Source organism: Yoonia sp. (genome assembly GCF_046292185.1).
In the GTDB taxonomy this organism is placed as follows: domain Bacteria; phylum Pseudomonadota; class Alphaproteobacteria; order Rhodobacterales; family Rhodobacteraceae; genus Yoonia.
This window is the reverse complement of sequence record NZ_JBKBQY010000002.1, coordinates 1-23178: the sequence shown is the minus strand read 5'-3', so window position 1 is coordinate 23178 and position 23178 is coordinate 1. Positions and strand designations below refer to the sequence as shown.

23 protein-coding genes and 1 riboswitch are annotated in these 23178 nt (G+C 60.5%); of the genes, 10 read left to right on the top strand and 13 right to left on the bottom strand.

Features of this window, described 5'->3' with window-relative positions; translation table 11 throughout:
- Nucleotides 1-35 precede the first annotated feature (35 nt).
- Nucleotides 36-170: a hypothetical protein gene (locus ACK4TM_RS00780; RefSeq protein WP_409695224.1), complete on the top strand. Its 135-nt coding sequence runs from the start codon at nucleotides 36-38 to the stop codon at nucleotides 168-170.
- A gap of 6 nt (nucleotides 171-176) precedes the next feature.
- Here the strand turns inward: ACK4TM_RS00780 and metZ are convergent, their stop codons facing one another.
- From metZ to ACK4TM_RS00755, 5 genes are all read right to left on the bottom strand, one after another.
- On the bottom strand, nucleotides 177-1343 hold the full coding sequence (metZ, locus tag ACK4TM_RS00775; RefSeq protein WP_409695221.1) for an O-succinylhomoserine sulfhydrylase: 1167 nt from the start codon (nucleotides 1341-1343) through the stop codon (nucleotides 177-179).
- A 50-nt stretch (nucleotides 1344-1393) separates the two neighbouring features.
- Nucleotides 1394-1471, bottom strand: a riboswitch (SAM riboswitch).
- A gap of 21 nt (nucleotides 1472-1492) precedes the next feature.
- Nucleotides 1493-2101, bottom strand: coding sequence for an inner membrane-spanning protein YciB (locus tag ACK4TM_RS00770; protein WP_409695218.1), 609 nt, complete (start codon nucleotides 2099-2101; stop codon nucleotides 1493-1495).
- Between the two features lie 11 nt (nucleotides 2102-2112).
- The gene (locus ACK4TM_RS00765; RefSeq protein ID WP_409695409.1) at nucleotides 2113-3024 is read right to left on the bottom strand and encodes an EamA family transporter; all 912 of its coding nucleotides are present in this window, start codon (nucleotides 3022-3024) and stop codon (nucleotides 2113-2115) included.
- Between the two features lie 3 nt (nucleotides 3025-3027).
- Complete coding sequence (gene ftsY, locus ACK4TM_RS00760) at nucleotides 3028-4008, bottom strand: signal recognition particle-docking protein FtsY (RefSeq protein WP_409695215.1); 981 nt, start codon at nucleotides 4006-4008, stop codon at nucleotides 3028-3030.
- A gap of 83 nt (nucleotides 4009-4091) precedes the next feature.
- Complete coding sequence (locus ACK4TM_RS00755) at nucleotides 4092-5777, bottom strand: NAD(P)H-dependent oxidoreductase subunit E (RefSeq protein WP_409695212.1); 1686 nt, start codon at nucleotides 5775-5777, stop codon at nucleotides 4092-4094.
- Between the two features lie 135 nt (nucleotides 5778-5912).
- Here ACK4TM_RS00755 and ACK4TM_RS00750 point away from each other — a divergent pair, with 135 nt between their 5' ends.
- Together ACK4TM_RS00750 and ACK4TM_RS00745 are read left to right on the top strand one after the other, a co-directional pair.
- Complete coding sequence (locus tag ACK4TM_RS00750; RefSeq protein WP_409695210.1) at nucleotides 5913-6929, top strand: alkane 1-monooxygenase; 1017 nt, start codon at nucleotides 5913-5915, stop codon at nucleotides 6927-6929.
- Nucleotides 6922-7305 carry a hypothetical protein gene (locus tag ACK4TM_RS00745; protein ID WP_409695207.1) on the top strand — a complete coding sequence of 128 codons (384 nt, stop codon included), beginning with the start codon at nucleotides 6922-6924 and terminating at the stop codon, nucleotides 7303-7305. Before ACK4TM_RS00750 ends, ACK4TM_RS00745 begins: the two co-directional genes overlap by 8 nt.
- Here the strand turns inward: ACK4TM_RS00745 and xseA are convergent.
- Nucleotides 7297-8778, bottom strand: coding sequence for an exodeoxyribonuclease VII large subunit (gene xseA, locus ACK4TM_RS00740; protein WP_409695204.1), 1482 nt, complete (start codon nucleotides 8776-8778; stop codon nucleotides 7297-7299). The genes ACK4TM_RS00745 and xseA overlap by 9 nt on opposite strands.
- 126 nt (nucleotides 8779-8904) lie before the next feature.
- Here xseA and purD point away from each other — a divergent pair, with 126 nt between their 5' ends.
- Nucleotides 8905-10167, top strand: coding sequence for a phosphoribosylamine--glycine ligase (purD, locus tag ACK4TM_RS00735; protein WP_409695201.1), 1263 nt, complete (start codon nucleotides 8905-8907; stop codon nucleotides 10165-10167).
- A gap of 52 nt (nucleotides 10168-10219) precedes the next feature.
- Here the strand turns inward: purD and ACK4TM_RS00730 are convergent, their stop codons facing one another.
- From ACK4TM_RS00730 to ACK4TM_RS00710, 5 genes are all read right to left on the bottom strand, one after another.
- Nucleotides 10220-10726: a CarD family transcriptional regulator gene (locus ACK4TM_RS00730; protein ID WP_409695198.1), complete on the bottom strand. Its 507-nt coding sequence runs from the start codon at nucleotides 10724-10726 to the stop codon at nucleotides 10220-10222.
- 190 nt (nucleotides 10727-10916) lie between these two features.
- Nucleotides 10917-11252 (bottom strand): ferredoxin FdxA, encoded by a 336-nt coding sequence (gene fdxA, locus ACK4TM_RS00725; RefSeq protein ID WP_409695195.1) that lies wholly within the window; start codon nucleotides 11250-11252, stop codon nucleotides 10917-10919.
- 48 nt (nucleotides 11253-11300) lie between these two features.
- Nucleotides 11301-11690 carry an RNA-binding S4 domain-containing protein gene (locus tag ACK4TM_RS00720; protein ID WP_409695192.1) on the bottom strand — a complete coding sequence of 130 codons (390 nt, stop codon included), beginning with the start codon at nucleotides 11688-11690 and terminating at the stop codon, nucleotides 11301-11303.
- Complete coding sequence (locus ACK4TM_RS00715) at nucleotides 11687-14515, bottom strand: helicase-related protein (RefSeq protein WP_409695189.1); 2829 nt, start codon at nucleotides 14513-14515, stop codon at nucleotides 11687-11689. Before ACK4TM_RS00715 ends, ACK4TM_RS00720 begins: the two co-directional genes overlap by 4 nt.
- A 24-nt stretch (nucleotides 14516-14539) precedes the next feature.
- Entirely contained in the window at nucleotides 14540-15097 is a 558-nt protein-coding gene (locus tag ACK4TM_RS00710; protein ID WP_409695186.1) for a tetratricopeptide repeat protein, read from the bottom strand.
- A 77-nt stretch (nucleotides 15098-15174) separates the two neighbouring features.
- Between ACK4TM_RS00710 and ACK4TM_RS00705 the strand changes: the two genes are divergently transcribed.
- The 6 genes from ACK4TM_RS00705 to ACK4TM_RS00680 all read left to right on the top strand — a co-directional run bounded on the left by ACK4TM_RS00705 (nucleotide 15175) and on the right by ACK4TM_RS00680 (nucleotide 21462).
- Nucleotides 15175-15465, top strand: a complete 291-nt coding sequence (locus ACK4TM_RS00705) for an SCP2 sterol-binding domain-containing protein (RefSeq protein WP_409695183.1) — start codon at nucleotides 15175-15177, stop codon at nucleotides 15463-15465.
- Nucleotides 15465-16409 carry an alpha/beta hydrolase gene (locus ACK4TM_RS00700; protein ID WP_409695180.1) on the top strand — a complete coding sequence of 315 codons (945 nt, stop codon included), beginning with the start codon at nucleotides 15465-15467 and terminating at the stop codon, nucleotides 16407-16409. Before ACK4TM_RS00705 ends, ACK4TM_RS00700 begins: the two co-directional genes overlap by 1 nt.
- A gap of 111 nt (nucleotides 16410-16520) precedes the next feature.
- Nucleotides 16521-17531, top strand: a complete 1011-nt coding sequence (locus ACK4TM_RS00695; protein ID WP_409695177.1) for a ligase-associated DNA damage response exonuclease — start codon at nucleotides 16521-16523, stop codon at nucleotides 17529-17531.
- Complete coding sequence (locus tag ACK4TM_RS00690) at nucleotides 17528-19117, top strand: ATP-dependent DNA ligase (protein WP_409695174.1); 1590 nt, start codon at nucleotides 17528-17530, stop codon at nucleotides 19115-19117. Before ACK4TM_RS00695 ends, ACK4TM_RS00690 begins: the two co-directional genes overlap by 4 nt.
- A gap of 63 nt (nucleotides 19118-19180) precedes the next feature.
- Nucleotides 19181-20992: a M3 family oligoendopeptidase gene (locus ACK4TM_RS00685; RefSeq protein WP_409695172.1), complete on the top strand. Its 1812-nt coding sequence runs from the start codon at nucleotides 19181-19183 to the stop codon at nucleotides 20990-20992.
- Nucleotides 20989-21462, top strand: coding sequence for a GNAT family N-acetyltransferase (locus ACK4TM_RS00680; protein ID WP_409695169.1), 474 nt, complete (start codon nucleotides 20989-20991; stop codon nucleotides 21460-21462). Before ACK4TM_RS00685 ends, ACK4TM_RS00680 begins: the two co-directional genes overlap by 4 nt.
- Before the next feature lie 80 nt (nucleotides 21463-21542).
- On the opposite strand, the gene ACK4TM_RS00675 is transcribed toward ACK4TM_RS00680, so the two are convergent.
- Both ACK4TM_RS00675 and ACK4TM_RS00670 read right to left on the bottom strand, forming a co-directional pair.
- Nucleotides 21543-22514, bottom strand: a complete 972-nt coding sequence (locus ACK4TM_RS00675) for a Gfo/Idh/MocA family protein (RefSeq protein ID WP_409695166.1) — start codon at nucleotides 22512-22514, stop codon at nucleotides 21543-21545.
- 134 nt (nucleotides 22515-22648) lie between these two features.
- The coding region (locus tag ACK4TM_RS00670; protein WP_409695163.1) for a sigma factor-like helix-turn-helix DNA-binding protein at nucleotides 22649-23178 on the bottom strand (530 nt) is incomplete at its 5' end.

Here is a 23178-nt window from a genome sequence, read left to right as displayed (position 1 = left end):
GGTAGATATGTGACAAATCACGCCGCAGATCAGCCATGGCGGCAAACCCTGTGGCGGCGCGATCGCGTCTGGCAAGGCTTTATGGCATGGCGCATCCCACTACCCTGCGGGAAAATGCCGTGATGCGCCAGCGCTTTCAAGCCCTGCCTGCGCCGCAACGCCGCAGGTAGAATTGCCTATCCGATTGCAGCGCGCAGATCATTCAGCAGATCATCCGCATCTTCCAGCCCGATGCTCAGCCGGATCAGCCCCGGTGTGATCCCCAATGTCTGCTTGACGTCATCAGGCAAACGCTGATGCGTTGTTGTCGCGGGATGGGTGGCGATGGATTTGGCGTCGCCCAGATTGTTGGAAATCGTGAAAATCTTCAGCGTGTTCAGCAGGGCAAAGGCGGCCTCTTTCGTCCCCGCATCAATGGCCATCACGGTTCCGCCGGACCCCATCTGCGCCTGCGTCAGCGCATGCTGCGGATGGGCGGGCAGGCCCGGATAGATCACGCGGACCGTCCCGTCTGCCGCCAGCGCGCTGGCCACTTGCAGCGCAGATGCGGCCTGTGCACGCACCCGCAAATCCATGGTTTCGATCCCCTTGACCATCAGCCAGGCCGTGAAAGGCGACATCGACCCGCCGGTATGTTTCATGAAGGGTTCGACCGTGCCGCGGATAAACTCGCGCGTCCCGAGGATCACACCGCCCAATGCGCGCCCCTGCCCGTCGATATGCTTGGTCGCGGAATAGACGATGACATCGGCACCAAGCGCCACAGCATCGGAAAACACTGGCGTCGAGAACACGTTATCGACGATCACCGTCGCGCCCTGGGCATGGGCAAGATCACAGACGGCTTTGATATCAACGACTTCCAGCGTGGGGTTCGAGATGCTTTCAAAGAACACGGCCTTGGTGTCGGGCCGGATCGCCGCCTTCCACGCGGCCAGATCAGTGCCATCGACGAATGTTACTTCAACGCCGTAGCGGGTCAGCACCTCTTCGAGAATATATAGGCACGACCCGAACAAAGCGCGGGCGGATACGACATGATCGCCAGCCTTCAGCATCGACACCAGCGCGCCATGCACGGCGGCCATGCCCGATGCGGTGGCAAAACCATCCTCGGTTCCCTCCAAGGCGGCGATCCGGTCCTCGAACATCGCGACGGTAGGGTTGCCGTAACGGGCATAGATGAATTCATCTGGGCCAGTCTTGATGAACCGGGCCTCGGCGGCCTCGGCTGTGTCATAGACAAAGCCTTGCGTCATGAAGATCGCTTCGCTGACCTCGCCATACTGGCTGCGGCGGATGCCTGTATGCACCGCCTTGGTGCGTTTGTTCCAATTTTCCATGTTCTGCCCTCGCGCAACAAAAAACCCCGACACCGGCAAAGGCATCGGGGTTCGCAAACCCGCCACCCTTTTTAGCAGTATATTTTACGTGGCCTGCAATCCGGAAACAAATCACCACGCCCGCCAATTACGCCTGCGACGCCATGGCGTCAATCCTTGGTTTGCGCCGGATCCTCGATCAGGTATTTTTGCAATCCGATGATCTGGAACCACAGAAAGGCAAACAGCACGACCGGAAAGGCAAAGGTTTCCAGCTTGACCCAGGTCTCGGTTGATTGCGTGCGCCAGATGATTTCATTGGCAATGGCCAGCACGGTAAAGATGAACGCCAGCCGTTTGGTAAAGATCATCCAGCCTTCGCGCTCCATCGGCAGGAATTCTTCCATCACATATTGCAGATAGCTTTGCCCGCGCAACAGCCCGATCCCCAGCAGCCCCGCCATCGCGCCATAAACGATGGTGGTTTTCATTTTGAAAAACCGTTCATCATTGAACCAGGCCGTCAGCCCGCCGAAAAAGATCACCATGAAGGCGGTGAAAATCTGCATCCGGCTCAGCTTGCCGGTCAGCGCCCAAAGGATGCCCATCGCGACCAGCAGGATCGGCACAAAGACCAGCGCAGCGATGATGAACCCGGAATATTCCGTACCACCAATGACATAGATATCATCCTTGATCCGCAGATAGATCAGGAAAAACGCCAAAGTCGGCCCCAGTTCCAACACCTGTTTCAGGATCGGGTTGATGGTTTTGGTCATTGCAGTCTCCTTCAGCCCCCCATTTCCACGATCACGGCGCCCAGCGCAACCAATGTCATCAGGAACAGGCGGCGCGGCCCCACCTTTTCGCGCAGGATGAACCAGCCGATCAATGCGGCAAAAACGGTCGATGTCTCCCGCAGCACCGCCGCCTCGCCCACTTTGCCGACCATGGTGGCCAACATCACGCCGCCGAAACTGACCCAGGCGACCAGTGCACCGATCACCCCGCGCCACATCAGCGGGGTCAGCGTCGGCGGGTTATCCATCCGCCGGTAGCGCAGATAGGCCAGCACCGGGAAATCCAGCGCAGTGACAAAGAAAAACCACGCCAGAAAGGTGAACGGGTCCGGCGATTGCCGGATGCCGAAGGCGTCGTAGGTGGTGTAAAGCGCCACCAGCATCCCGCCGATCAGCGCCCAGATCAGCCCGGATTTCAACGACGCAAGGTCCAGTTTTTCCTCGCTCAGGTTACGCAGCGCCAACAGCAGGATACCGCCCGACAAGAACGCCACACCGACCCATTGCATGACAGAGTAAAATTCCCCGAAAAACAGCGATGCCGCGATCACCGTGACCAGCGGTCCGGTGCCGCGCACCACAGGGTAAACCACTGTGAATGCAGCCTTTTCATAGGCCCGCCTCATCGCGACCTTATAGGCGAAATGAATAATCACCGCCCCCGCGAGGATCAGCGCCGTCGCCGCATTGGGCCAAGGCACGAGGAACAGCGCGATGGGTGCGGTAAAGATCACCAGCCACAGATCAATCGCGCCCCGCGTCAGCCAGGGATCATGGCGGCCTTTCTGCAAGGCCCCGAACACCGCATGCGCCACAGCCGAGGTCAGCGCCAGTATCGTCGCCAGCCGCGCGCCTTCGGCCGTGCCTGCGATGCTGATCAGATAGGCGGCAAGGTCTGGCAGGACTTACAACTCCAGGCCGACAAGAGCCGCGGCAAATTCTTCGGGGTCAAAGGGGGCCAGATCGTCGATCTGTTCGCCCACGCCAATTGCATGGATCGGCAGGCCGAATTTGTCGGCCAGTGCGACCAGCACCCCACCCTTGGCGGTGCCATCCAGCTTGGTCATCACCAGCCCTGACACCGCTGCAAGTTCCTGAAACACCTTCACCTGCTGGATCGCATTCTGCCCCGTCGTCGCGTCCAGCACGAGCAATGTGTTATGCGGCGCGTCGGGGTCTTTCTTGCGGATGACCCGGACGATCTTGGACAATTCCTCCATCAGATCGGCGCGGTTCTGCAACCGCCCGGCAGTGTCGATCATCAACAGATCAGCGCCATCCGCCTGCGCGCGGCCCATCGCATCAAAGGCAAGGCTGGCGGGGTCCGACCCTTCGGGCGCGGTCAGCACCGGCACCCCGGCGCGCTGGCCCCAGACCTGCAATTGTTCCACAGCAGCAGCGCGGAAGGTGTCACCGGCGGCAATCACCACCTGTTTGCCTGCCCCCTGAAACTGACTGGCGAGCTTGCCAATCGTCGTGGTCTTGCCTGATCCATTCACGCCCACCACCAGCACGACCTGCGGTGTCTTGGCGTAAATCGGCAAAGGCCGCGCGACGGGTTCCATGATCCGCACGATTTCCGCCGCCAGCAGGCGCTTGACCTCTTCGACCGACAGACGCTTGCCCAGACTGCCCTCGGCCAGATTGGCGGCGACACGCTGCGCGGTCTCGACGCCCATATCGGCGGTGATCAGCAAATCCTCCAGCTCTTCCAGCATTGCGTCGTCAAGTACGCGGCGCTGCACATCAGCATCGGAAAACAACCGTCCGATCAGGCCGGGTTTCGGTGCAGGTTCCGGCGTTTCGGTGACAATCGCATCCAGACCGGCGTCGATCTTGGCTGAGGATTTGAACATCCTCTCTTTGAGTTTGCTAAAGAACGCCATGCGATCCGCCTTTTATTGTGACACTCAAAGACCTAGCCATTCCGCCAACAATTGAAAAGACCACACCTCATCATGCCGGCGCATCAGATTTCATCCCCGAAATGCCGCATCACCAGCCTGATCGGATTCGGTGCCGCCTGCCCCAGCCCGCAGATCGAGGCATCGGCCATCGCGGTGCACAGGTCGTCCAACAGATCGCGGTCCCAGCGATCCGCCTGCATCAGCATCACCGCCTTTTGGCAGCCAACCCGGCAAGGCGTGCATTGGCCACAGCTTTCATCCTCGAAAAACCGCAGCATGTTCAGCGCCGCATCCCGTGCGCGGTCCTGCTGCGACAGGACGACGACAGCCGCCGACCCGATAAACGTATCATGTTCCTGCAACGTGTCGAAATCCAGGGGCACATCATTGATCGACGCGGGCAATATCCCCGACGAAGGCCCACCCGGCTGATAGGCCTTGAACACATGCCCCGCTGCCATGCCGCCAGCCGCGGCGATCACATCGCTGATCGTGGAACCCGCAGGCAGCACATAGATGCCGGGGCGCGCGACCCGCCCCGAAACGGAGTAAGACCGCAGACCCCTGCGCCCGTTCTTTTCGACCGCATCCAGAATTTCCGGCCCTTCCCGACAGACCCGCGCCACCCAAAGCAGTGTTTCGACATTATGCACCAGCGTCGGGCGGTCAAAGATGCCGACCTGCGCGACAAAGGGCGGGCGGTGTCGGGGGATACCGCGCTTGCCCTCGATGCTTTCGATCATCGCGGATTCCTCGCCACAGATATAGGCACCGGCCCCGCGCCGCAGATCGATATAGCCGGGGGTGACGATCCCGGCCTCTTCCAGCGCCACAATCTCGCGCCGCAAAATCTCCAGCACGGCAGGGTATTCGTCGCGCATATAGATGAAACACGTCTCTGCCTGCACCGCCCAAGCGGCGATCAGCATGCCTTCCAGAAACAGATGCGGATGCCGTTCCAGATAATGCCGGTCCTTGAAAGTCCCCGGTTCACCCTCATCCCCGTTCACTGCCAGATAGCGTGGGCCGGGGTTGGCGCGCACGAAACCCCATTTCTTGCCCGACGGAAAACCAGCCCCGCCCAAGCCGCGCAGGCCAGAGCCGAGAATTTTGTCCTGCACGACCTCCCAATCGCCGCTCTCGCGCAGGTCAGCCAGCGTCAGATAGCCGCCATCGGCGCGATAGGTCGCAAGGGTCTGGTATTCGGGCAGATGCGCATGGGTATCGCCGGCGGCAATCGCCGCCTGCACCTTTCCTACCGTGGCATGGTCGATGTGGTTATGGCCGATTTCCAGCACGGGTGCTGTATCACAGCGGCCCATGCACGGGGCGCGAAGAACGCGGACTTGCGTGGGATCAAGCCCATCCTCCAGCGCCGATTTCAGCGCCTGCGCACCAGCCATTTCACAAGAAAGACTGTCGCAAACGCGGATCGTCAGGGCGGGCGGTGGCGTCTCACCTTCTTTCACCACATCGAAATGGGCATAGAAGGTGGCGACCTCGTACACTTCGGCCTGTGACAGGCGCATTTCTTCGGCCAAGGCGCGCAGATGGGCGGCGGCCAGATGACCATAGCGGTCTTGAATCAAATGCAGAAACTCGATCAATAGGTCCCGGCGGCGCGGTCGGTCCCCTAAAAGGGCGCGGATGTCATCCCAGGCCTGATCGTCCAGTTGTCGGCCTTTGGGTGTGTGCCGCCCCTTGCCTTTGCCGGATTTCCAGATGCCGTTCTGACTGTCGTTGTCCATGATGCCCCCTCATTTTGCGGGCACCATAGACCCTGCCCCGGGACTGAACCACGCAAAAGCGACGCCGCAGAGCCAAACCGCGCATCACGCGGGTTTCGCTTAATCTGGCGGAAAACACATGCTAAGGATGGCGCGATGACGCGACACGCCGCCCTTTTTGCCTTTGCCACCTTGCTGCCTGCGGGGCTGATTGCCTTGGCTGCCGTGCAGGGCGGTGTCTGGGTCATCGCGGCCCTGCTGGCGCTAACGCTGGTCACCACCCTTGCCGACCGGCTGCTGCCCGAAGACACCGGGCGCGACGCGGATGCCACCGGCACGACGCTGTCGGTGCTGCTGGCACTGGTGCATCTGGCGCTGCTGGCGCTGGTGGTCTGGGCGCTGGCAGGTGACGCCATCAGCCGTCTGGAAAAGGTCGCGCTGTTCTTTGCTGCAGGGCTCTATTTCGGGCAGGTCAGCAATGCCAATGCGCATGAGCTGATCCACCGCCCGCAGCGCACGCTGCACCGACTGGGGATGTGGGTCTATATCTCCTTGCTGTTCGGGCATCACACATCGGCGCATGTGCTGGTGCATCACCGGCATGTGGCGACATACAAGGACCCCAACACATCGCGCCGGGGCGAAGGGTTTTACCGCTATCTGATCCGCGCCTGGGCCGGGTCGTTCACAGGCGGCTACAGGGCCGAGAAAGAGCGTCTGGCAAGGATCGGACGGCCCGCATGGCGCAATCCCTACTGGGTCTATCTGGGCGGCGGTGCGGCCTTTGTCGCGCTGGCCTATTTGCTGGGTGGAACCATGGGCATGGTGCTATATGTCGCCCTTGCAGGCCATGCGCAGACCCAGCTGTTGCTGTCCGACTACGTCCAGCATTACGGGCTGACCCGCAAAATCCGGGAAGGCGGCAAGCCCGAACCCGTCGCGGCAAAGCATAGCTGGAACAGCCCGCATCTTTATTCCTCGTCCATGCTGCTGAACGCGACACGGCATTCGGATCATCACGCGCGCCCGGCCCGCGCGTATCCGGCACTCGAACTGCCCGGCGATGCGCCGGTGCTGCCACGGCCATTGCCGTTGATGGCCAGCATCGCGCTCGTGCCGCCTTTGTGGCGACGGATCATGGACCCTTTAACCGACAGGTGGCGCGATGCGTAGTTTACTTTTGATGCTCTCTTTGGCGACCCCCGCCATGGCGCAGGACACCATGAATGCGGAAGACTTCGACGCCCATGTCACGGGTCGCACGATCACCTTTCGCACGGACACCAACCCCACCTATGGCGTCGAGGCCTATCTGCCCGGCCAGCGCGTCATGTGGTCCACCTTTGACGGCACCTGCATGTATGGCGTCTGGTATGAAAGCAAAGGCGATATCTGCTTTCGCTACGACGATGACCCAGAACCCAAATGCTGGGCGATCTATGATGAACCCGGCGGAATCAGAGCGGTGTTTACCAATGTGCCCTTTGGCACAGTGATCTACGAAACCGACGCGGATGAGCCGCTGATCTGCAATGATCTGTCATCCTGACCGGACATTGATCCGCCCATCGGCAAACTGGATTTCAAGATCGCCCGCCTTGGCCGCTGTCTGGCTGTCGGTGATCAGCACATCCCCCGCCCGCACCACGGCATAGCCGCGTTTGAGCGTATCCATATAACCTAGGGATTCGTGCAACCTGTCCAGCGCGGCCAGCCGGGCCTTGCGTTCCGCCTGCTGGCGGCTGGCGCGGTCTGACAGGCGCTGAACCGCGACACCGAACCTGTCAGCCTGCCGGTCCAGCCGGGCCTGCAACAGATCAGCACGCAACCCTCGCCCTGCCCGTTCCAGCGTCGTCGCCGCATCGCGGGTGCGGCGTTGCAAGGCGGGGACCAGCCTGTCGGACAGGGCCAGCAACCGCCGCCGATCCTCGGCCCTGCGCCGCTGCAAAATCGCAGGGCGCAGGGCCGCGTCAGAGAGTTGCAGGCGTTTCTTGGCCGCCGCCTGCCGCAGCGCGGCGGGCAAACGATCAGCCATATAATCCAGCCGCTGGCGCGGCCCATCGACCAGCGTTTCCACCTGCGGCAATGCCCGCGCCAGATCAAGCAGCCGCTGGCGGCGGTTCTGCACCGCGTTGGACAAGGCCCGCACCAGACGCGCACCTTGTTGATCCACAAAGGCCAGCAATTCGATCCGCACCGGCACCGCCAGCTCCGCCGCCGCCGTCGGTGTCGGCGCGCGTACATCAGCGGCGAAATCAATCAGCGTCGTGTCGGTCTCATGCCCCACGGCAGAGATCAGCGGAATATCCGATGCCGCCGCCGCCCGTACCACGATTTCTTCGTTGAAACCCCAGAGGTCTTCCAATGACCCGCCACCGCGCGCGACGATCAACAGATCAGGACGCGGCAGGGCGCCGCCGGGGGTTAACAGGTTGAACCCATTGATCGCCGCCGCCACCTCTGCCGCGCATTTCTGACCCTGCACGGCAACGGGCCAGACCAGCACCTTGCGCGGGAAACGGTCGCGCAGACGGTGCAGGATATCACGGATCACCGCACCCGATGGCGAGGTCACGACGCCGATAATCTCTGGCAGATAGGGCAAGGGCTGCTTGCGCGCCGTATCAAACAACCCCTCGCCCGCCAGCATCGCGCGGCGCTTTTCCAGCATCGCCATCAGTGCACCCGCGCCTGCAGGCACGATATCTTCGATGATCATCTGATATTTTGACTGGCCGGGAAAGGTGGTCAGCTTGCCGGTGGCGATCACCTCCATCCCTTCTTCGGGCTTGTGCGTCAGCGCAGTGGCGCGGCCTTTCCAGATCACGGCGGACAGGACGGCGCGGTCGTCTTTCAGATCAAGATAGATATGGCCCGATGACGGCCGCGACACCCGGCCCAATTCGCCGCGCACGCGCACATGGGAAAAGCCGCCCTCAATGGCTTTCTTGACCGCGCCAGAGATTTCCGACACAGAAAATTCAGGCGTGTTATCCGCCGGGCCATCCTCAAACAGATCCATGATGCGCTGTCCTTTTGTTCTGGCTACATTCCTAAATGGGCGCGGACGAAAGGCCAACCCCGGCCTTGTGATCTGACGCGCCGCTCACTAGAACCGCGCAAAGATTGCAAAGCCGGAGGCACAGCCATGAATATCCTGATTTTGGGCAGCGGCGGGCGCGAACATAGCCTGGCCTGGGCGATCAAGCAGAACCCCAAATGCGACCGGCTGATCGTGGCACCGGGCAATGCCGGGATCGCGCAGATCGCGGAATGTGCCGATATCAATATCCTCGACGGCGATGCAGTCGCGAATTTCGCCGAGGAAAACACGATAGATTTTGTGATCATCGGGCCAGAGGCCCCGCTTGCCGCCGGTGTCGCGGACCGTCTGCGCCGTGCGGGATTGCTGGTTTTCGGGCCGTCACAGGCGGCCGCGCAGTTAGAAGCCTCGAAAGCCTTTACCAAATCCATCTGCGATGCGGCAAATGCACCCACCGCCGGTTATGCGACATTCACCGATGCGGATACCGCGCGTGCCTATGTGCAGGCACAAGGCGCGCCGATCGTGATCAAGGCGGACGGTCTGGCCGCCGGCAAGGGCGTGACCGTGGCGATGACGCTGGACGATGCCCTGGCCGCGATTGACGATATGTGCGACGGCGCGTTCGGCGATGCCGGGGCATCCGTGGTGATCGAGGAGTTCATGGAGGGCGAGGAAGCATCATTCTTCGTGCTCTGCGACGGCAAGACGATCCTGCCCGTCGGCACCGCGCAAGACCACAAACGCGCCTTTGACGGCGATCAGGGGCCGAACACGGGCGGCATGGGCGCCTATTCCCCCGCCCCTGTGATGAATGACGCGGTGACCGAAAAAGCCTTGGGCGAAATCATCCAGCCCACAATGGATGAAATGGCCAAACGCGGCACGCCGTTTCAGGGCGTGCTGTTCTGCGGTCTGATGATCCAGAACGGCCAGCCGCGGCTGGTGGAATATAACGTCCGCTTTGGCGATCCCGAATGTCAGGTGCTGATGATGCGGCTGGGGGGGCAGATCCTTGACCTGCTGCAGGCCTGTGCGGAAGAGCGACTGCATGAAATGTCAGTCAACTGGGCCGACGATCACGCGCTGACCATCGTGATGGCCGCCAACGGATACCCGGATGCGTATGAAAAAGGCAGCGTGATCAACGGCTTGGACACCCAGCCTACAGATAGTTTTCACATGGTGTTTCATGCCGGGACGAGGCGAGCAGACGGCCAATATCAGGCAAATGGCGGGCGGGTGCTGAACATCACCGCGCGCGGCGCGACATTGGCAGAGGCGCATGAACAAGCTTACGCCATGGCGCAAGGTGTCGACTGGCCGGGCGGGTTTTACCGGTCCGATATCGGTTGGCGCGCGCTATAAATGCGAAAAAGCCGCGCTGTCGGGCGCGGCTTTTCAGTGACAGGACGCAGAGTTAAGCGGCGCGCCCGACCAGAACAGACCCGATCTGTGCGGCTGCTGCGTTTTCATCATCGCCAGCGACAGCAGCGAATTCACGGGTCAGACGTTCCAAGGCAGCTTCGTACAACTGACGTTCGGAATAGCTTTGCTCGCGCTGGTCGTCTTGACGGTGCAGGTCGCGTACGACCTCTGCAATGGCGATCAGGTCGCCGGAATTGATCTTTTGCTCATATTCCTGCGCGCGGCGCGACCACATGGCTTTCTTAACCTTCGCCTTGCCACGCAGGGTTTTCAGCGCGTGATTGACGACATCGGGCGTCGCCAAAGCGCGCATGCCGACATCAGAGGCCTTGTGGGTCGGCACCCGCAGGGTCATCTTGTCTTTTTCGAAGGCAATCACGAACATTTCCAGCTCGAAACCCGCAACCTCTTGCGTTTCCACGGAAACGATCTTGCCCACACCATGGGCGGGGTACACGACAAACTGGTCGGGGCTGAATTCATTCTTCTTCTTGGTCATGATTTTCCTTTCATGGCAATCCGGCGCATCAAGCGACAAAAAACCGTCGGTAACTTGGGTCACCGGCGGGATATGCTTATTTCAGCGGGATCACATTGTTCGCGTCATTACGGAATCATACCACAAAAACGCCCCCTTCGGAAGCGTTCTGTAACAGCAGCATGAAATTCTGCGACATCAGTGGGTTAGCTTAGCCGCCCTCACCGGGGACCTCAGAAAACAGGCGCATCTTGTCGGGCTGGCCATCCATCTCTTCGGCGCCGGGCAGCGGGTCTTTCTTGGTGATAATGACCGGCCACATCTCCGAATATTTGCGGTTGAACTCGACCCATTTTTCCATGTCAGGCTCTGTATCCGGGCGGATCGCGTCGGCGGGGCATTCGGGTTCGCAGACGCCGCAATCGATACATTCATCAGGATGGATGACCAGCATGTTCTCACCCTCGTAGAAACAATCCACCGGGCATACCTCGACGCAATCGGTGTATTTGCAGGCGATACAATTGTCGTTGACGATATAGGTCATGGGATCATCCGTAATGCTTTGGGTGGTGTGCTAATTCGGATCGCGCGGTCATTCAAGGCTGAAAGGGTCATCCCTACCGCGCTGCGTCATCATATCCCTGCGATCCTTTTTCGTGGGCCTGCCTTTGCGGTCGCTGGGTATGCCCTGCGTCGTTGGTACAGGCGCGGGAGACAGATCTTCGTAAAGCGTCTGCGCCTCGGGTGCAGGACCGCGACGGGCGCCGCAATCGAGAATGCGGATCACCTTGGTCTGTTCGGCCTGCACGAAGGTCAGCACATCGCCCGCCCCCACGGCGCGCGCCGGTTTGCTGACCGGATTGCCGCCCACCCGCACCTTGCCCGCGCTGACGATCCCGGCGGCGATGCTGCGCGATTTGAAAAACCGCGCATGCCACAGCCATTTGTCGAGCCGGATCAATTGACGCGGGGCGTCGGTCAAGCCTTCTTGAACCCCGCCAGCGCTGCGGCGAAGGGGTTGTCGGGATCAATTGGCTTGTCGCGCTTGGGTTTGGCCTGAAAGCTCTCGGGCTTGTTGGCCTGCGCAGGTGGCTTGCCCTTGCCCTTACCCTTCGGCTTTGGATTCCCGCGCGGGCGATCATTCGCCGGACGCGCCGGGCGCGCGGCCCGCCCGCCCCAAGTGAAGGTATAATATGCCTCCATCTCGGGCGTGTCAGAGGGCACCTCTTGCGGGGCATCGGGTGTACCGGCGGGGTCATCGACCGGAATTTCCTGCGGCGCGTCGTCGGGCAGTTCTACCGGCACGTCCGCGGGGCTGTCGGCGGGTGGCGTGTCGTTGGGGACTTCCGCAGGAGGCGTTGGCGGCGTCTCCTGAGGTTCTTCAACCGGGGTTTCCACGGGCGGCTTGCCAGCCGCGTCAGCGCGGGGAGCTTTCACCTTTACCCGTTCCGCTTTCTCAGCCTTATAACCCAGACCGGCCATCAGATCGGCGAATTGATCCAAAGTCATGCCGGTGATCGACAGCATATCAGAATTCGCCTCGAATCCACCCCGGCTGTCCTTATCGCGCAGCATATCGGCGAGCCGTTCGAGCATGTCGATCCGGATCGCGCGGTCACCGGCAGCGCGGTAGCCCGACATCGCGTAATAGCCCGGCACGGCATCCTTGGCGGTAGGCAATGTGACCAGACCGGGGGGCGGGCTTTCGGGAAATTCGGACAGGTTTTTGGCCAAAGACCACAGCACCAGCCGCAGACGCGTCGGCGCAGGTTTCAGCAGCAAGGGCTGGAAAATGGTGAATTGCCCAAAGCGCACGCCGTGTTTGCGCAACGCAGAACGCGCTTCCTGCTCCAGCGCCTTGACCTCATCCGCCACATCGCCGCGCGGAATGATGCCGAAATTTTCCGCCATGCGGAAGGCGAACCCTTTGGCAGCCCCTGTCAGCGTCTCATCATTGCGCAGTGCGAGCAGGCCCTCGAACCCGGCGGCGATCTTGCGGTCGATGAAATGCTGCAAACGGCGCTGCACCTTGGCAACGACATCCGGCCCGGCTTCTTCATCGACGAACACCGCCACGCCGGGTTTCAGCGGATCGGACCCCGCCACCAGTTTACCCAGAGCCTGATCGCCCCACATCAGGCCACCCTGTTCGGTGAAATCAATCTCGGTATCCGGCGCGTTATAGAAACGATCCGCCCGCAGATGCAGATGCGGCGCAATCGCCTGCACCGATGCCTGCCGTAAGGTTTTCGCCTCGTCCGGGCTACCCGCCTTGTCCATGCGGAAACGGAACCCTTCCAAACGACCGACGAATTCGCCCTCGACGGTCACTTCACCTTTTTCATTCACCTCGGCCAACAGGCTCTCCTTTTGTTTGAGCCGGCGAAGCAGGATGCTGGTCCGCCGGTCCACAAATCTTTGCGTCAATGCGCCATGCAGCGCATCTGATAAACGATCTTCTACAGCGCGGGTTTCATCACGCCAATGAGAATCGTCAATAAGCCAGCCTTTGCGCTGCGCCACATAGGTCCAGGTGCGAATAAAGGCGAGCCGCTTGGACAAAGTATCGATATCCCCGTCGGTGCGGTCAATCCGACGCACCTGCAATGCGAACCAATTGGCCGAGACATGCCCAAGTTGATGCAGATCGTTGTAAATCTGCGTCAGAAGCGACGCATGTTCCGCAGGTGAGACGCCGCGGAAATCAGGGATTCGGCAGACATCCCACAAAAGTTTCACCGATGGCCCGTCGGTCGCACGTGCCGCGACTTCTGCATCAAGCGACAGCGCTTTGAGTGCCGCCAGATCGTCGCTTTCGCGCACACGCGTCAGCCATGGGTTATCTGTGCGCTCCTCCAGCGTGCTGATCAGCCGCTTGATGGACCCGAATTGCAACCGGCTATTGCGCCATTGCAGCTTTCCGACCGGGCGGAACTGATGGTTGCAGATAGCTTCTGCCACCGCGTCGTCCAAAGGCGGGGCTTCGCCCGTCACGCCGAAGGTACCGTTTTCGATATGGCGCCCGGCACGACCCGCGATCTGGGCCAGTTCTTCGGGCGCCAGATGGCGCATCCGCCGACCGTCGAATTTCGTCAGCGCGGAAAAGGCGACATGGCCGATATCCAGGTTCAGCCCCATCCCGATTGCATCGGTGGCGACCAGATAATCGACATCGCCGTTCTGATACATTTCCACCTGCGCATTGCGGGTGCGGGGCGACAGCGCACCCATGACAACGGCAGCGCCGCCCTTAGTGCGGCGCAAAAGCTCGGCAATGGCATAGACGTTATCGACCGAGAATCCGACAATGGCGGAGCGCGCAGGCATCCGGCTGATTTTCTTCGATCCGGTATATGTCAATTCCGACATCCGGTCACGGCGCATGAATTGCACATCGGGCACCAGTGCTGCAATCGCGCCGCGCATCGTATCGGCCCCCAGAAACAGCGTTTCATGCAAACCGCGCGCATGCAGCAGACGGTCGGTGAACACATGGCCCCGCTCAGGATCGCCACAAAGCTGAATTTCATCGACGGCAAGGAAATCGCAGCCCATCCCTTCGGGCATTGCCTCGACCGTACAGACCCAGAAGGCCGCGCGCGGCGGCACGATCCGTTCCTCGCCCGTGACCAACGCCACGACCGAAGGCCCCTTGATCGCAACGATCCGGTCATAAACCTCGCGCGCCAACAGACGCAAAGGCAGGCCGATCACGCCGGTGCGATAGGACAGCATCCGCTGGATCGCGTAATGGGTCTTGCCGGTATTGGTCGGCCCGAGCACGGCCGTGATCCGGGAACCTTGCATTTTCGTCCCCGTCTGGGGTGGCGATCAGATCGCCATACCCTCTAGTTGTTGTTGCAGGCGGTCGGCCTCTGCGCGCGCTGCGGCGGACCGGGGCATGATGTCCAATATCATCCGGTAAAGGTCAAGCGCCTCTGCCGGACGTTTCATGTCTTCCATCATGATGGCAAGCCCGCGCATTGCCTCGAAATGGCGCGGATTGCGTGCCAAGACTTCGCCCAGATCAGCAATCGCAGGACCGAATTCTTCCAGCAGGTAATAGGCGGTGGCGCGGTGAAAATAGCCTTCCGCGAAATCCGGGGCATGGTCCACCAGCGCCGAGAAATGATCCAGAGCCGCCTCGGGTGCACCGGCGTCCAGCGCATCCTGCCCCCGGCGCATCAGCAGGTCGATGGCCGGTGATCCGCTTTTGCCCCATTCGGAAACGATCTGATTTTCGATCCGGTGCGCCTCTTCTTCATCAGCCTGTGACAATTCTGCGAAAAGCTGGTCGAGCCTTTCGGTTTGTGCGACCACAGGCGTGGAAAAGCCAAAGCCCAGCACAAGTGCCGCAACGATACATTTGAAGCGAAAGAGATCAGACATCATATCTTCAATGTAGCGCATCATGCGCCAGACACCAGAGCCTGCCTGCCGCAGATTATCACGAAAGGATCAGAAGAATGAGCGATGTAGTGAATGAAGCCGTCACCCAGTTGAACGCCAAGATGGGCGGCGAGGGTTTTGACGGCACCGCCAAATTCGTCATCGAAGACGAAGGCGCAATCATCATCGACCAGAACGGTGCCCGCGCCGGCGATGACGACGCCGATGTGACGCTGACCGCCAGCACCGAAGTGTTCAAGGCGATCCTTGATGGCGAACAGAACCCGACCGCCGCCTTTATGACCGGCAAGCTGGCCGTGGATGGCGATATGGGTCTGGCGATGAAATTGTCCGGCGTCCTGTCCTGATGCCCCAAGCCGCCCCGCTTTTCGATGACATCGCAGATGGCCCGGCAGGCGGGGCGGCGCAGTGGCTGACCACCAGCGACGGCAGGCGCATCCGCGCCGGTCACTGGTCGGTGGACAAGGCCGAGGCCAAGGGCACCGTGCTGATTTTTCCCGGTCGCACCGAATATATCGAAAAATATGGGATGACCGCCCGCGCGCTGGCCGCAGCAGGCTATGCCACGCTGGCCGTGGATTGGCGCGGCCAAGGGCTGGCCGACCGCTTGATTACGGATGTGGCCTTGGGCCATGTCGGCAGTTTTGCTGATTACCAGCATGATGTGCAGGCATTGATGGACCATGCCGCCGCTATCGCCCTGCCTCGCCCCTATTTTCTCATCGGCCATTCGATGGGCGGCTGTATCGGTCTGCGGTCATTGGCAACCGGGCTTGACGTCAACGCCGTGATGTTTTCTGCGCCCATGTGGGGCATCGGCATGTCACGCGCGCTGCATTCCTTCGCCTGGGGGCTGTCGAGCCTCAGCCAATCGCTGAAATTCGACGAAAGGATCGTGCCGGGCCAGCTGCCTGCCAGCTATCTTCTGCACCAACCTTTCGCGGGCAATGCGCTGACCAATGATGCCGAAATCTATGCCGCCTTGCGCCAACAGGTAATTGCCCATCCCGAACTGGCGCTTGGCGGGCCGTCTTTACGCTGGCTACGGCAATCCTTGCAGGAAATGCGCGATCTGGCGCGGCTGCCGTCGCCCGCAACCCCCTGCATCACCTTTCTGGGCGGCAAGGAAACCATCGTCGATTCCGACGCCATCCGCCGCCGCATGGCGCAATGGCCCGGCGGTGTGCTGCACGAGATCAAGACAGGCCGTCACGAAATGCTGATGGATTCGCCCGAGATGCGCGACATGGTCATGGCCAAGACACTGGCCCATTTCGACGCGCATCGCTGAACCAGCGCGCCCTGTCTTTTTTTTCCAAAAATACTTCCGCCGGAGTCGCCTCTGCAGTCCACCGCAGAGGCTTGCTATTGGCAGCAGCATTTCAGCCCCTATCTTTGATTGATGGCCGACGTCCTGACCTTCACCGACCGCGGGATCTATTGCGCCGCAGGCGATTTCTACATTGACCCGTGGCGACCGGTATCGCGCGCGCTGATCACCCATGCGCATAGCGATCACGCGCGCTGGGGCATGGACAGCTATCTTGCCACCCCCGGCACGGCTGCTGTGATGCGGCACCGCTTGGGGGATATCAACGTTGAAACAATCGCTTATGGTGCTCAACAGCAGATCGGCGATGCGAGTGTGTCGTTCCATCCCGCAGGCCATGTGCCGGGTTCTGCGCAGATCCGCATCGCGGTCAAAGGGCAGGTCTGGGTCGTCTCTGGCGACTACAAAACCATTGATGACGGGCTGTCGGAACCGTTTGAACCGGTCCGTTGCCATGCCTTCATCAGCGAATGCACCTTTGGTCTGCCGATCTTCAACTGGACACCCCAAGATATATTGCGCGAACAGATCAACCGTTGGTGGGAAGATTGCGCCGCCAACGGCAAGACCGCGATCCTCGGGGCCTATGCCTTGGGCAAGGCGCAACGGCTGTTGCGGCTTGTTGATCCCGCCATTGGCCCGATCCTGACGCATGGCGCGGTGGAAAACACCAATGAGGTGTTGCGCGCCCAAGGCATCCCCCTGCCGGCCACGATCCGCGTTGATGCCGCTGTTACCGGCAAAACCCACCCCGGCGCGCTGGTGCTGGCGACACCCAGCGCCCTTGGCACGCCATGGGCGAAACGATTCGGCCCTGCCTCGACCGCCTTTGCCAGCGGCTGGATGGCTTTGCGCGGCGTGCGGCGCAGGCGGGCGGCCGATCGCGGGTTTATCGTGTCCGATCATGCCGATTGGGCCGGGCTGAACACGGCGATCAAGGCGACAGGGGCCGAAAAGATATTCGTCACCCATGGTTATACATCCGCCTTTCAGCGCTGGCTGCGCGATCAGGGCTATGATGCCCATGTGGTCAGCACCGATTATCAGGGCGAAGATTTCGACAGCAACGAGGATGCGGCATGAAAGCCTTTGCCGCGCTTTTCACCCAACTGGATGAAAGCACCAAGACCAGCGTCAAGGTCGCGGCGCTGGCGGATTATTTCCGCACTGCCCCGGATGAAGACAAGCTTTGGACCGCCGCCCTGTTCACCGGGCGTAGGCCGAAACGGGTGATCACCGCCAGCAAATTGCGGCTTTGGGCGGCAGAGCACGCGGGCCTGCCTGATTGGATGTTCGAGGAAAGCTACAGCATCGTCGGCGATCTGGCCGAAACGATCGCGCTGGTCCTGCCGCCTCCGTCTCAGACCAGCGACCAAAGCCTGACCGCGTGGATCATGCGCCTGCGCGAGCTTAGCACACAGGACGAGGATGCGCGCAAGGCAGGTATCCTCGCCGCATGGGACAGCCTGCCCACGGCGGAACGATTCCTGTTGACCAAGCTGCTGACGGGTGGTTTCCGGATCGGAATCAGCGCAAAACTGATGACCCGCGCGCTGGCGCTGGCGATGGGGCAGCCGGAACCGGAACTGACCCACAAGCTGATGGGCAACTGGACCCCCGACAGCGTGACGTGGCACAGCCTGATCGAGGCGGAGGACCCGACCGCCGACCAATCCCGACCCTATCCGTTCTATCTTGCCTATGGGTTGGAGGGGTTCGACAGCCTCGGCCCGCCTGCGGATTGGTCAGCAGAGCGCAAATGGGACGGTATCCGTGGCCAGTTCATCCTGCGCGGCGGCAGCCATTACCTGTGGTCGCGGGGCGAGGATCTGATGACAGACCGCTTTCCCGAACTCGCCCAGCTTTGCGACGCGCTGCCGGATGGCACCGTGATCGATGGGGAAGTGCTGGCCTTTGTCGATGACGCCCCCCTGCCCTTTGCCGCTTTGCAAAAACGGATCGGGCGCAAGACTGTCCCACGCAAATTGCTGGCCGAGGCGCCGGTGATCCTGATGGCCTATGATCTGCTGGAACAGGACGGTAATGATATCAGGTCCCTGCCCTTTGCCGAAAGACGCGGGCGGCTGGCGGATATGGTTGCGCGGGTTTCAACCCGCGCGCCCCTGCGATTGTCACCGCGGGTGCCTTTCAATGATTGGAACGATCTGGCAAAGGCGCGCGACGATTCCCGCGACATCGGTGCCGAAGGGCTGATGCTGAAACGCCATGACAGCCCCTATCTGGCCGGGCGCAAGAAAGGCGATTGGTGGAAATGGAAGGTTGATCCGCTGACCATCGATGCCGTGATGATCTATGCGCAATCGGGCAGCGGGCGACGGGCCAATCTGTTCACCGATTACACTTTCGCAGTACGCGACGGTGACGCTTTGGTGCCTTTCACCAAAGCCTATTCCGGCCTGACCGATGCGGAATTCCGACAGATCACAGCCTGGGTGCGTAAGAACACGCTGCAAAAATTCGGACCCGTCCGGCAGGTCCCGCCAGTGCATGTGTTCGAAATCGCCTTTGAAGGCATCAACGAAAGCCCACGCCACAAATCGGGTGTCGCCCTGCGATTTCCCCGGATGCTGCGCTGGCGGCAGGACAAACCGGTGGCCGAGGCCAATACGCTGGCCGATCTGCAGGAAATGCTGCGGGTTTACGGCTGACAGGGTTTCATGACGCAGCGCGACACCTTAGGTAAGACATCAAACAGCAATGAAAGCGGCAATATGCAAAAACCCGTCTATGACGCCAATACAACCGGAAAAAACGCCTTTGGCGATCTGCCCGAATGGGACCTGACCGATCTTTACCCCAGCCCCGACAGTGCCGAGATCACGCGCGATCTGGACTGGCTCGACAAGGAATGCGCCGCTTTTGCCGCCGATTACGCAGGCAAACTGGCCAATCTTGACGCCGCGGGCCTGCTGGGTGCCGTGCAGCGCTATGAACAAATCGATGTGACCGCCGGGCGGATCATGTCTTATGCGGGCCTGCGCTATTACCAGATCACCACCGATAGTGGGCGTGCCAAATTCATGGCCGATTGTCAGGACAAGATCACCCGCTTCACCACCCCGCTGGTGTTCTATGGGTTGGAATTCAACCGGCTGGATGACGACCATCTGGCGGGGCTTTTGGCGGCTAACGATGATCTGGCGCGCTATAAACCCGTCTTTGACCGGATGCGCGCGATGAAGCCGCATCAATTGTCCGATGAACTGGAACAATTCCTGCATGATCAATCCACCGTCGGTGCCGCCGCATGGAACCGGCTGTTTGATGAAACCATGGCGGGTCTGGAATTTGTCGTGGACAGTGATGTGCTGGGGCTGGAAGAAACGCTGAACCTGCTGACCGATCAGGATCGTTCCAAACGCGAGGCCGCGACTCATGCTTTGACAGCCGTCTTTGCCGAGAACCTGAAAACCTTTGCGCGTATCCACAACACGCTGACCAAGGAAAAAGAGATCGAGGATCGCTGGCGCAAAATGCCCAGCCCGCAAGCCGCGCGCCATCTGGCCAACCACGTCGAACCAGAAGTGGTCGAAGCGTTGCGGAACGCTGTCGTCAAAGCCTATCCCCGCCTGTCGCACCGCTATTATGCGCTGAAAGCGAAATGGCTGGGGCTGGACAGGATGCAGGTCTGGGACCGCAACGCGCCTTTGCCGATGGACCAGACACGCGTCGTCGGCTGGGACGAGGCACGCGACACGGTGATGACCGCCTATGCCGGGTTTGATCCGAAAATGGCGGAACTGGCGCAGCCGTTCTTTCACAAGGGCTGGATCGATGCGGGCGCGAAACCGGGCAAGGCACCGGGTGCCTTTGCGCATCCCACCGTCACCACGGTGCATCCTTATGTGATGCTGAATTATCTGGGCAAGCCCCGCGATGTGATGACCCTGGCACATGAATTGGGCCACGGCGTGCATCAGCTGCTGGCCGCCGAACAGGGCGAGCTTTTGTCATCGACCCCGCTGACACTGGCGGAAACCGCGTCGGTCTTTGGCGAGATGCTGACCTTCCGGCAGTTGCTGGACAATGCCAAGACCAAGGCAGACCGCAAGGTTCTGCTGGCGGGCAAGGTCGAGGATATGATCAACACCGTCGTGCGCCAGATCGCGTTCTACGATTTCGAATGTAAATTGCATGCCGCGCGTCTGGAGGGTGAATTGACCCCCGATGATATCAACGCATTGTGGATGTCGGTGCAGGCCGAAAGCCTGGGTCCGGTGTTCGATTTCGTTGACGGCTATGAAACCTTCTGGTCCTATATCCCGCATTTCGTGCATTCGCCCTTTTACGTCTATGCCTATGCATTCGGTGACGGGCTGGTGAACGCGCTTTATGCGGTATTCGAAGAAGGCGATCCCGATTTCCGCGAGAAATATTTCGCCATGCTGCGCGCGGGCGGGTCCAAGCATCACAAGGAACTGCTGGCACCTTTCGGGCTGGACGCGTCTGACCCGGCGTTCTGGGACAAGGGCCTGTCCCTGATCGAAAGCATGATCGACGAATTGGAAGCCATGGAAGAATGACGCAAGTCACGATTGCGCCGATGACCCCCGCGACGCAAGAAGCGTTGCGGGGCATCTCGGTTACTGAAGAACAGGTCAATTTTTCCGGTCAACCGTCGGAGGTGATCGATCTGGATGATCCGCTGATCGATATCCATGTGATTCATTATGGCGATCAGGTCGCGGGTATGTTCCGGATTGACCGGGGGTTTCACCTGCATCACCGGTTCGCGGCCAGTACCATCTATGGGCTGCGGACCTTTTTGGTGGATCAGCGCCTGCAAGGGCGCGGCATTGCCAAAGCCTGCTGTGCGGCGTTGGGCAACTATCTGTCCGGCCATTATCCGGCGGCAGAGGCGATTATGCTGACCGTCAACCTGTTGAACCCCCGCGCGCGCAAGGCCTATCTGGCGGGCGGGTTCATTGATACCGGCGCGCAATATATGGACGGCGGCTTTGGCCCGCAGCATATCTTGAAGTTGCCGTTCTAGACACCTGCGCCGGGGGCACCATGGGACGCCTCCGGCGGGGGAGTATTTCTGGAAAAAACAAGATCAAGAGGGGTGCACAGTTAGCGTCCTGCCCCTTTTGCAAAGATCATATCCATCATCACCTGCGTGCCACGCGAAAATTCCAGCGGGCAAGGATAATCGGCCTCGCCCCGGATTGCCTTGCCGAAGTTTTCGACTTGCAACACATAATGATTCACCCCCGGCCAGCGTTCAGTCGTGATCGGCCCGCCGGTATCGAGCGTCAGCTGGGCGAGGTCAAAGACATTGGCGTTGAACGGGCAGGACAGGGTCAGTACGCCCCTGTCCCCGTGAAAAGTGACCTGCTGGCGCGGCTGCATCCGCATCGATACCACGCCGGAATAGCTGAAATCCGGAAATTGCGCGGCGATTTGCGCGAAAACATCGACATCGTTTTCCAGCCGCAGGTTGGCATAGGGAACCGCCACAGGCTCCTGACCCGTCACAAATCGCGCAGCCCCCAGCACGTAAACGCCGATATCACGCATGGCCCCGCCTGCGGTTTCGGGGCGGTTGCGGATATTGGCGGCATCGCGTGCATTGTTGAAACTGAATGTCGCATCGACATGCATCAACTTGCCAATCGCGCCGCCCTGCACCAATTCGCGCGCACGGATGAATTGCGGGTGATGGACGATCATGAACGCCTCTGCCGCCAGCAGGCCTGCGTTATCGCGCGCGGTGATCAGCCTATCATAATCATCAGCATTCAGGCCCATCGGCTTTTCACACAGCACCGGCTTGCCTGCGGCAAGCGCTTTCAGCGACCATTCCACATGCAGATGATTGGGCAGCGGGATATAGACCGCATCGATAGCGGGATCGGCCAAGAGTGCATCATAGCTGTCATGCACCTTCAACCCAGGCGCAAAATCCGAAAAACCCGCCGCCTTGTCCGGGCTTGATGTGGCCAATGCATAAAGCTCTGCGCCTTTGGCGGCATGTATCGCGGGCGCCATGAAGCGGCGCGCAAAATCAGCGGCGCCCAGAATGCCCCAACGGATATGTGTCATTGATCTCTCCCTTTTTGGCGGGATGTTAGCGCTATCTTTACGGCATAGCCACGCCCCTTTCGCGCCTGCCGAACAAAAATATCCCCGCCGGGAGCCCGGCGGGGACACAGTCATGAACGGTCAGATGGAAAAGTTCAGACGGTTTCCAACATGCCCTTTTCGCGCGCCAGTTCCTGCATCCGGGCCTGCAGTTTTTCGAAGGCTCGCACTTCGATCTGGCGGATACGTTCGCGGCTGACGTCATATTGCGCGCTGAGATCTTCCAATGTGATGGTTTCATCGGCCAGACGGCGCTGCACCAGAATATCTTTCTCACGGTCGTTCAGCACATTCATCGCCTCGGCAAGCAAGGCGCGGCGCGCGTCAAGTTCGTCGTGTTCCTCATAATCCGCGGCGGTGTTGGCGCTGTCGTCTTCCAGCCAGTCCTGCCATTGCATCGACCCTTCACCGTCCGAGCCGATCTGCGCATTCAATGAGGCGTCGCCGCCAGACAGGCGCCGGTTCATCGAGATCACTTCATCTTCGGTCACGCCCAGATCAGTGGCGATCTGTTTGACGTTCTCGGGGCGCAGATCGCCTTCTTCCAGCGCGCCGATGCGGTTTTTCGCCTTGCGCAGGTTGAAGAACAGCTTTTTCTGCGCCGATGTCGTGCCCATTTTCACCA

Bases quoted from the DNA above. Each gene is read 5' to 3' on its own strand.
- ACK4TM_RS00780 (WP_409695224.1), top strand. From the start codon at position 36: ATGGCGGCAAACCCTGTGGCGGCGCGATCGCGTCTGGCAAGGCTTTAT.
- metZ (WP_409695221.1), bottom strand. From the start codon at position 1,343: ATGGAAAATTGGAACAAACGCACCAAGGCGGTGCATACAGGCATCCGC.
- ACK4TM_RS00770 (WP_409695218.1), bottom strand. From the start codon at position 2,101: ATGACCAAAACCATCAACCCGATCCTGAAACAGGTGTTGGAACTGGGG.
- ftsY (WP_409695215.1), bottom strand. From the start codon at position 4,008: ATGGCGTTCTTTAGCAAACTCAAAGAGAGGATGTTCAAATCCTCAGCC.
- ACK4TM_RS00755 (WP_409695212.1), bottom strand. From the start codon at position 5,777: ATGGACAACGACAGTCAGAACGGCATCTGGAAATCCGGCAAAGGCAAG.
- ACK4TM_RS00750 (WP_409695210.1), top strand. From the start codon at position 5,913: ATGACGCGACACGCCGCCCTTTTTGCCTTTGCCACCTTGCTGCCTGCG.
- ACK4TM_RS00745 (WP_409695207.1), top strand. From the start codon at position 6,922: ATGCGTAGTTTACTTTTGATGCTCTCTTTGGCGACCCCCGCCATGGCG.
- xseA (WP_409695204.1), bottom strand. From the start codon at position 8,778: ATGGATCTGTTTGAGGATGGCCCGGCGGATAACACGCCTGAATTTTCT.
- purD (WP_409695201.1), top strand. From the start codon at position 8,905: ATGAATATCCTGATTTTGGGCAGCGGCGGGCGCGAACATAGCCTGGCC.
- ACK4TM_RS00730 (WP_409695198.1), bottom strand. From the start codon at position 10,726: ATGACCAAGAAGAAGAATGAATTCAGCCCCGACCAGTTTGTCGTGTAC.
- fdxA (WP_409695195.1), bottom strand. From the start codon at position 11,252: ATGACCTATATCGTCAACGACAATTGTATCGCCTGCAAATACACCGAT.
- ACK4TM_RS00715 (WP_409695189.1), bottom strand. From the start codon at position 14,515: ATGCAAGGTTCCCGGATCACGGCCGTGCTCGGGCCGACCAATACCGGC.
- ACK4TM_RS00710 (WP_409695186.1), bottom strand. From the start codon at position 15,097: ATGTCTGATCTCTTTCGCTTCAAATGTATCGTTGCGGCACTTGTGCTG.
- ACK4TM_RS00705 (WP_409695183.1), top strand. From the start codon at position 15,175: ATGAGCGATGTAGTGAATGAAGCCGTCACCCAGTTGAACGCCAAGATG.
- ACK4TM_RS00700 (WP_409695180.1), top strand. From the start codon at position 15,465: ATGCCCCAAGCCGCCCCGCTTTTCGATGACATCGCAGATGGCCCGGCA.
- ACK4TM_RS00695 (WP_409695177.1), top strand. From the start codon at position 16,521: ATGGCCGACGTCCTGACCTTCACCGACCGCGGGATCTATTGCGCCGCA.
- ACK4TM_RS00690 (WP_409695174.1), top strand. From the start codon at position 17,528: ATGAAAGCCTTTGCCGCGCTTTTCACCCAACTGGATGAAAGCACCAAG.
- ACK4TM_RS00685 (WP_409695172.1), top strand. From the start codon at position 19,181: ATGCAAAAACCCGTCTATGACGCCAATACAACCGGAAAAAACGCCTTT.
- ACK4TM_RS00680 (WP_409695169.1), top strand. From the start codon at position 20,989: ATGACGCAAGTCACGATTGCGCCGATGACCCCCGCGACGCAAGAAGCG.
- ACK4TM_RS00675 (WP_409695166.1), bottom strand. From the start codon at position 22,514: ATGACACATATCCGTTGGGGCATTCTGGGCGCCGCTGATTTTGCGCGC.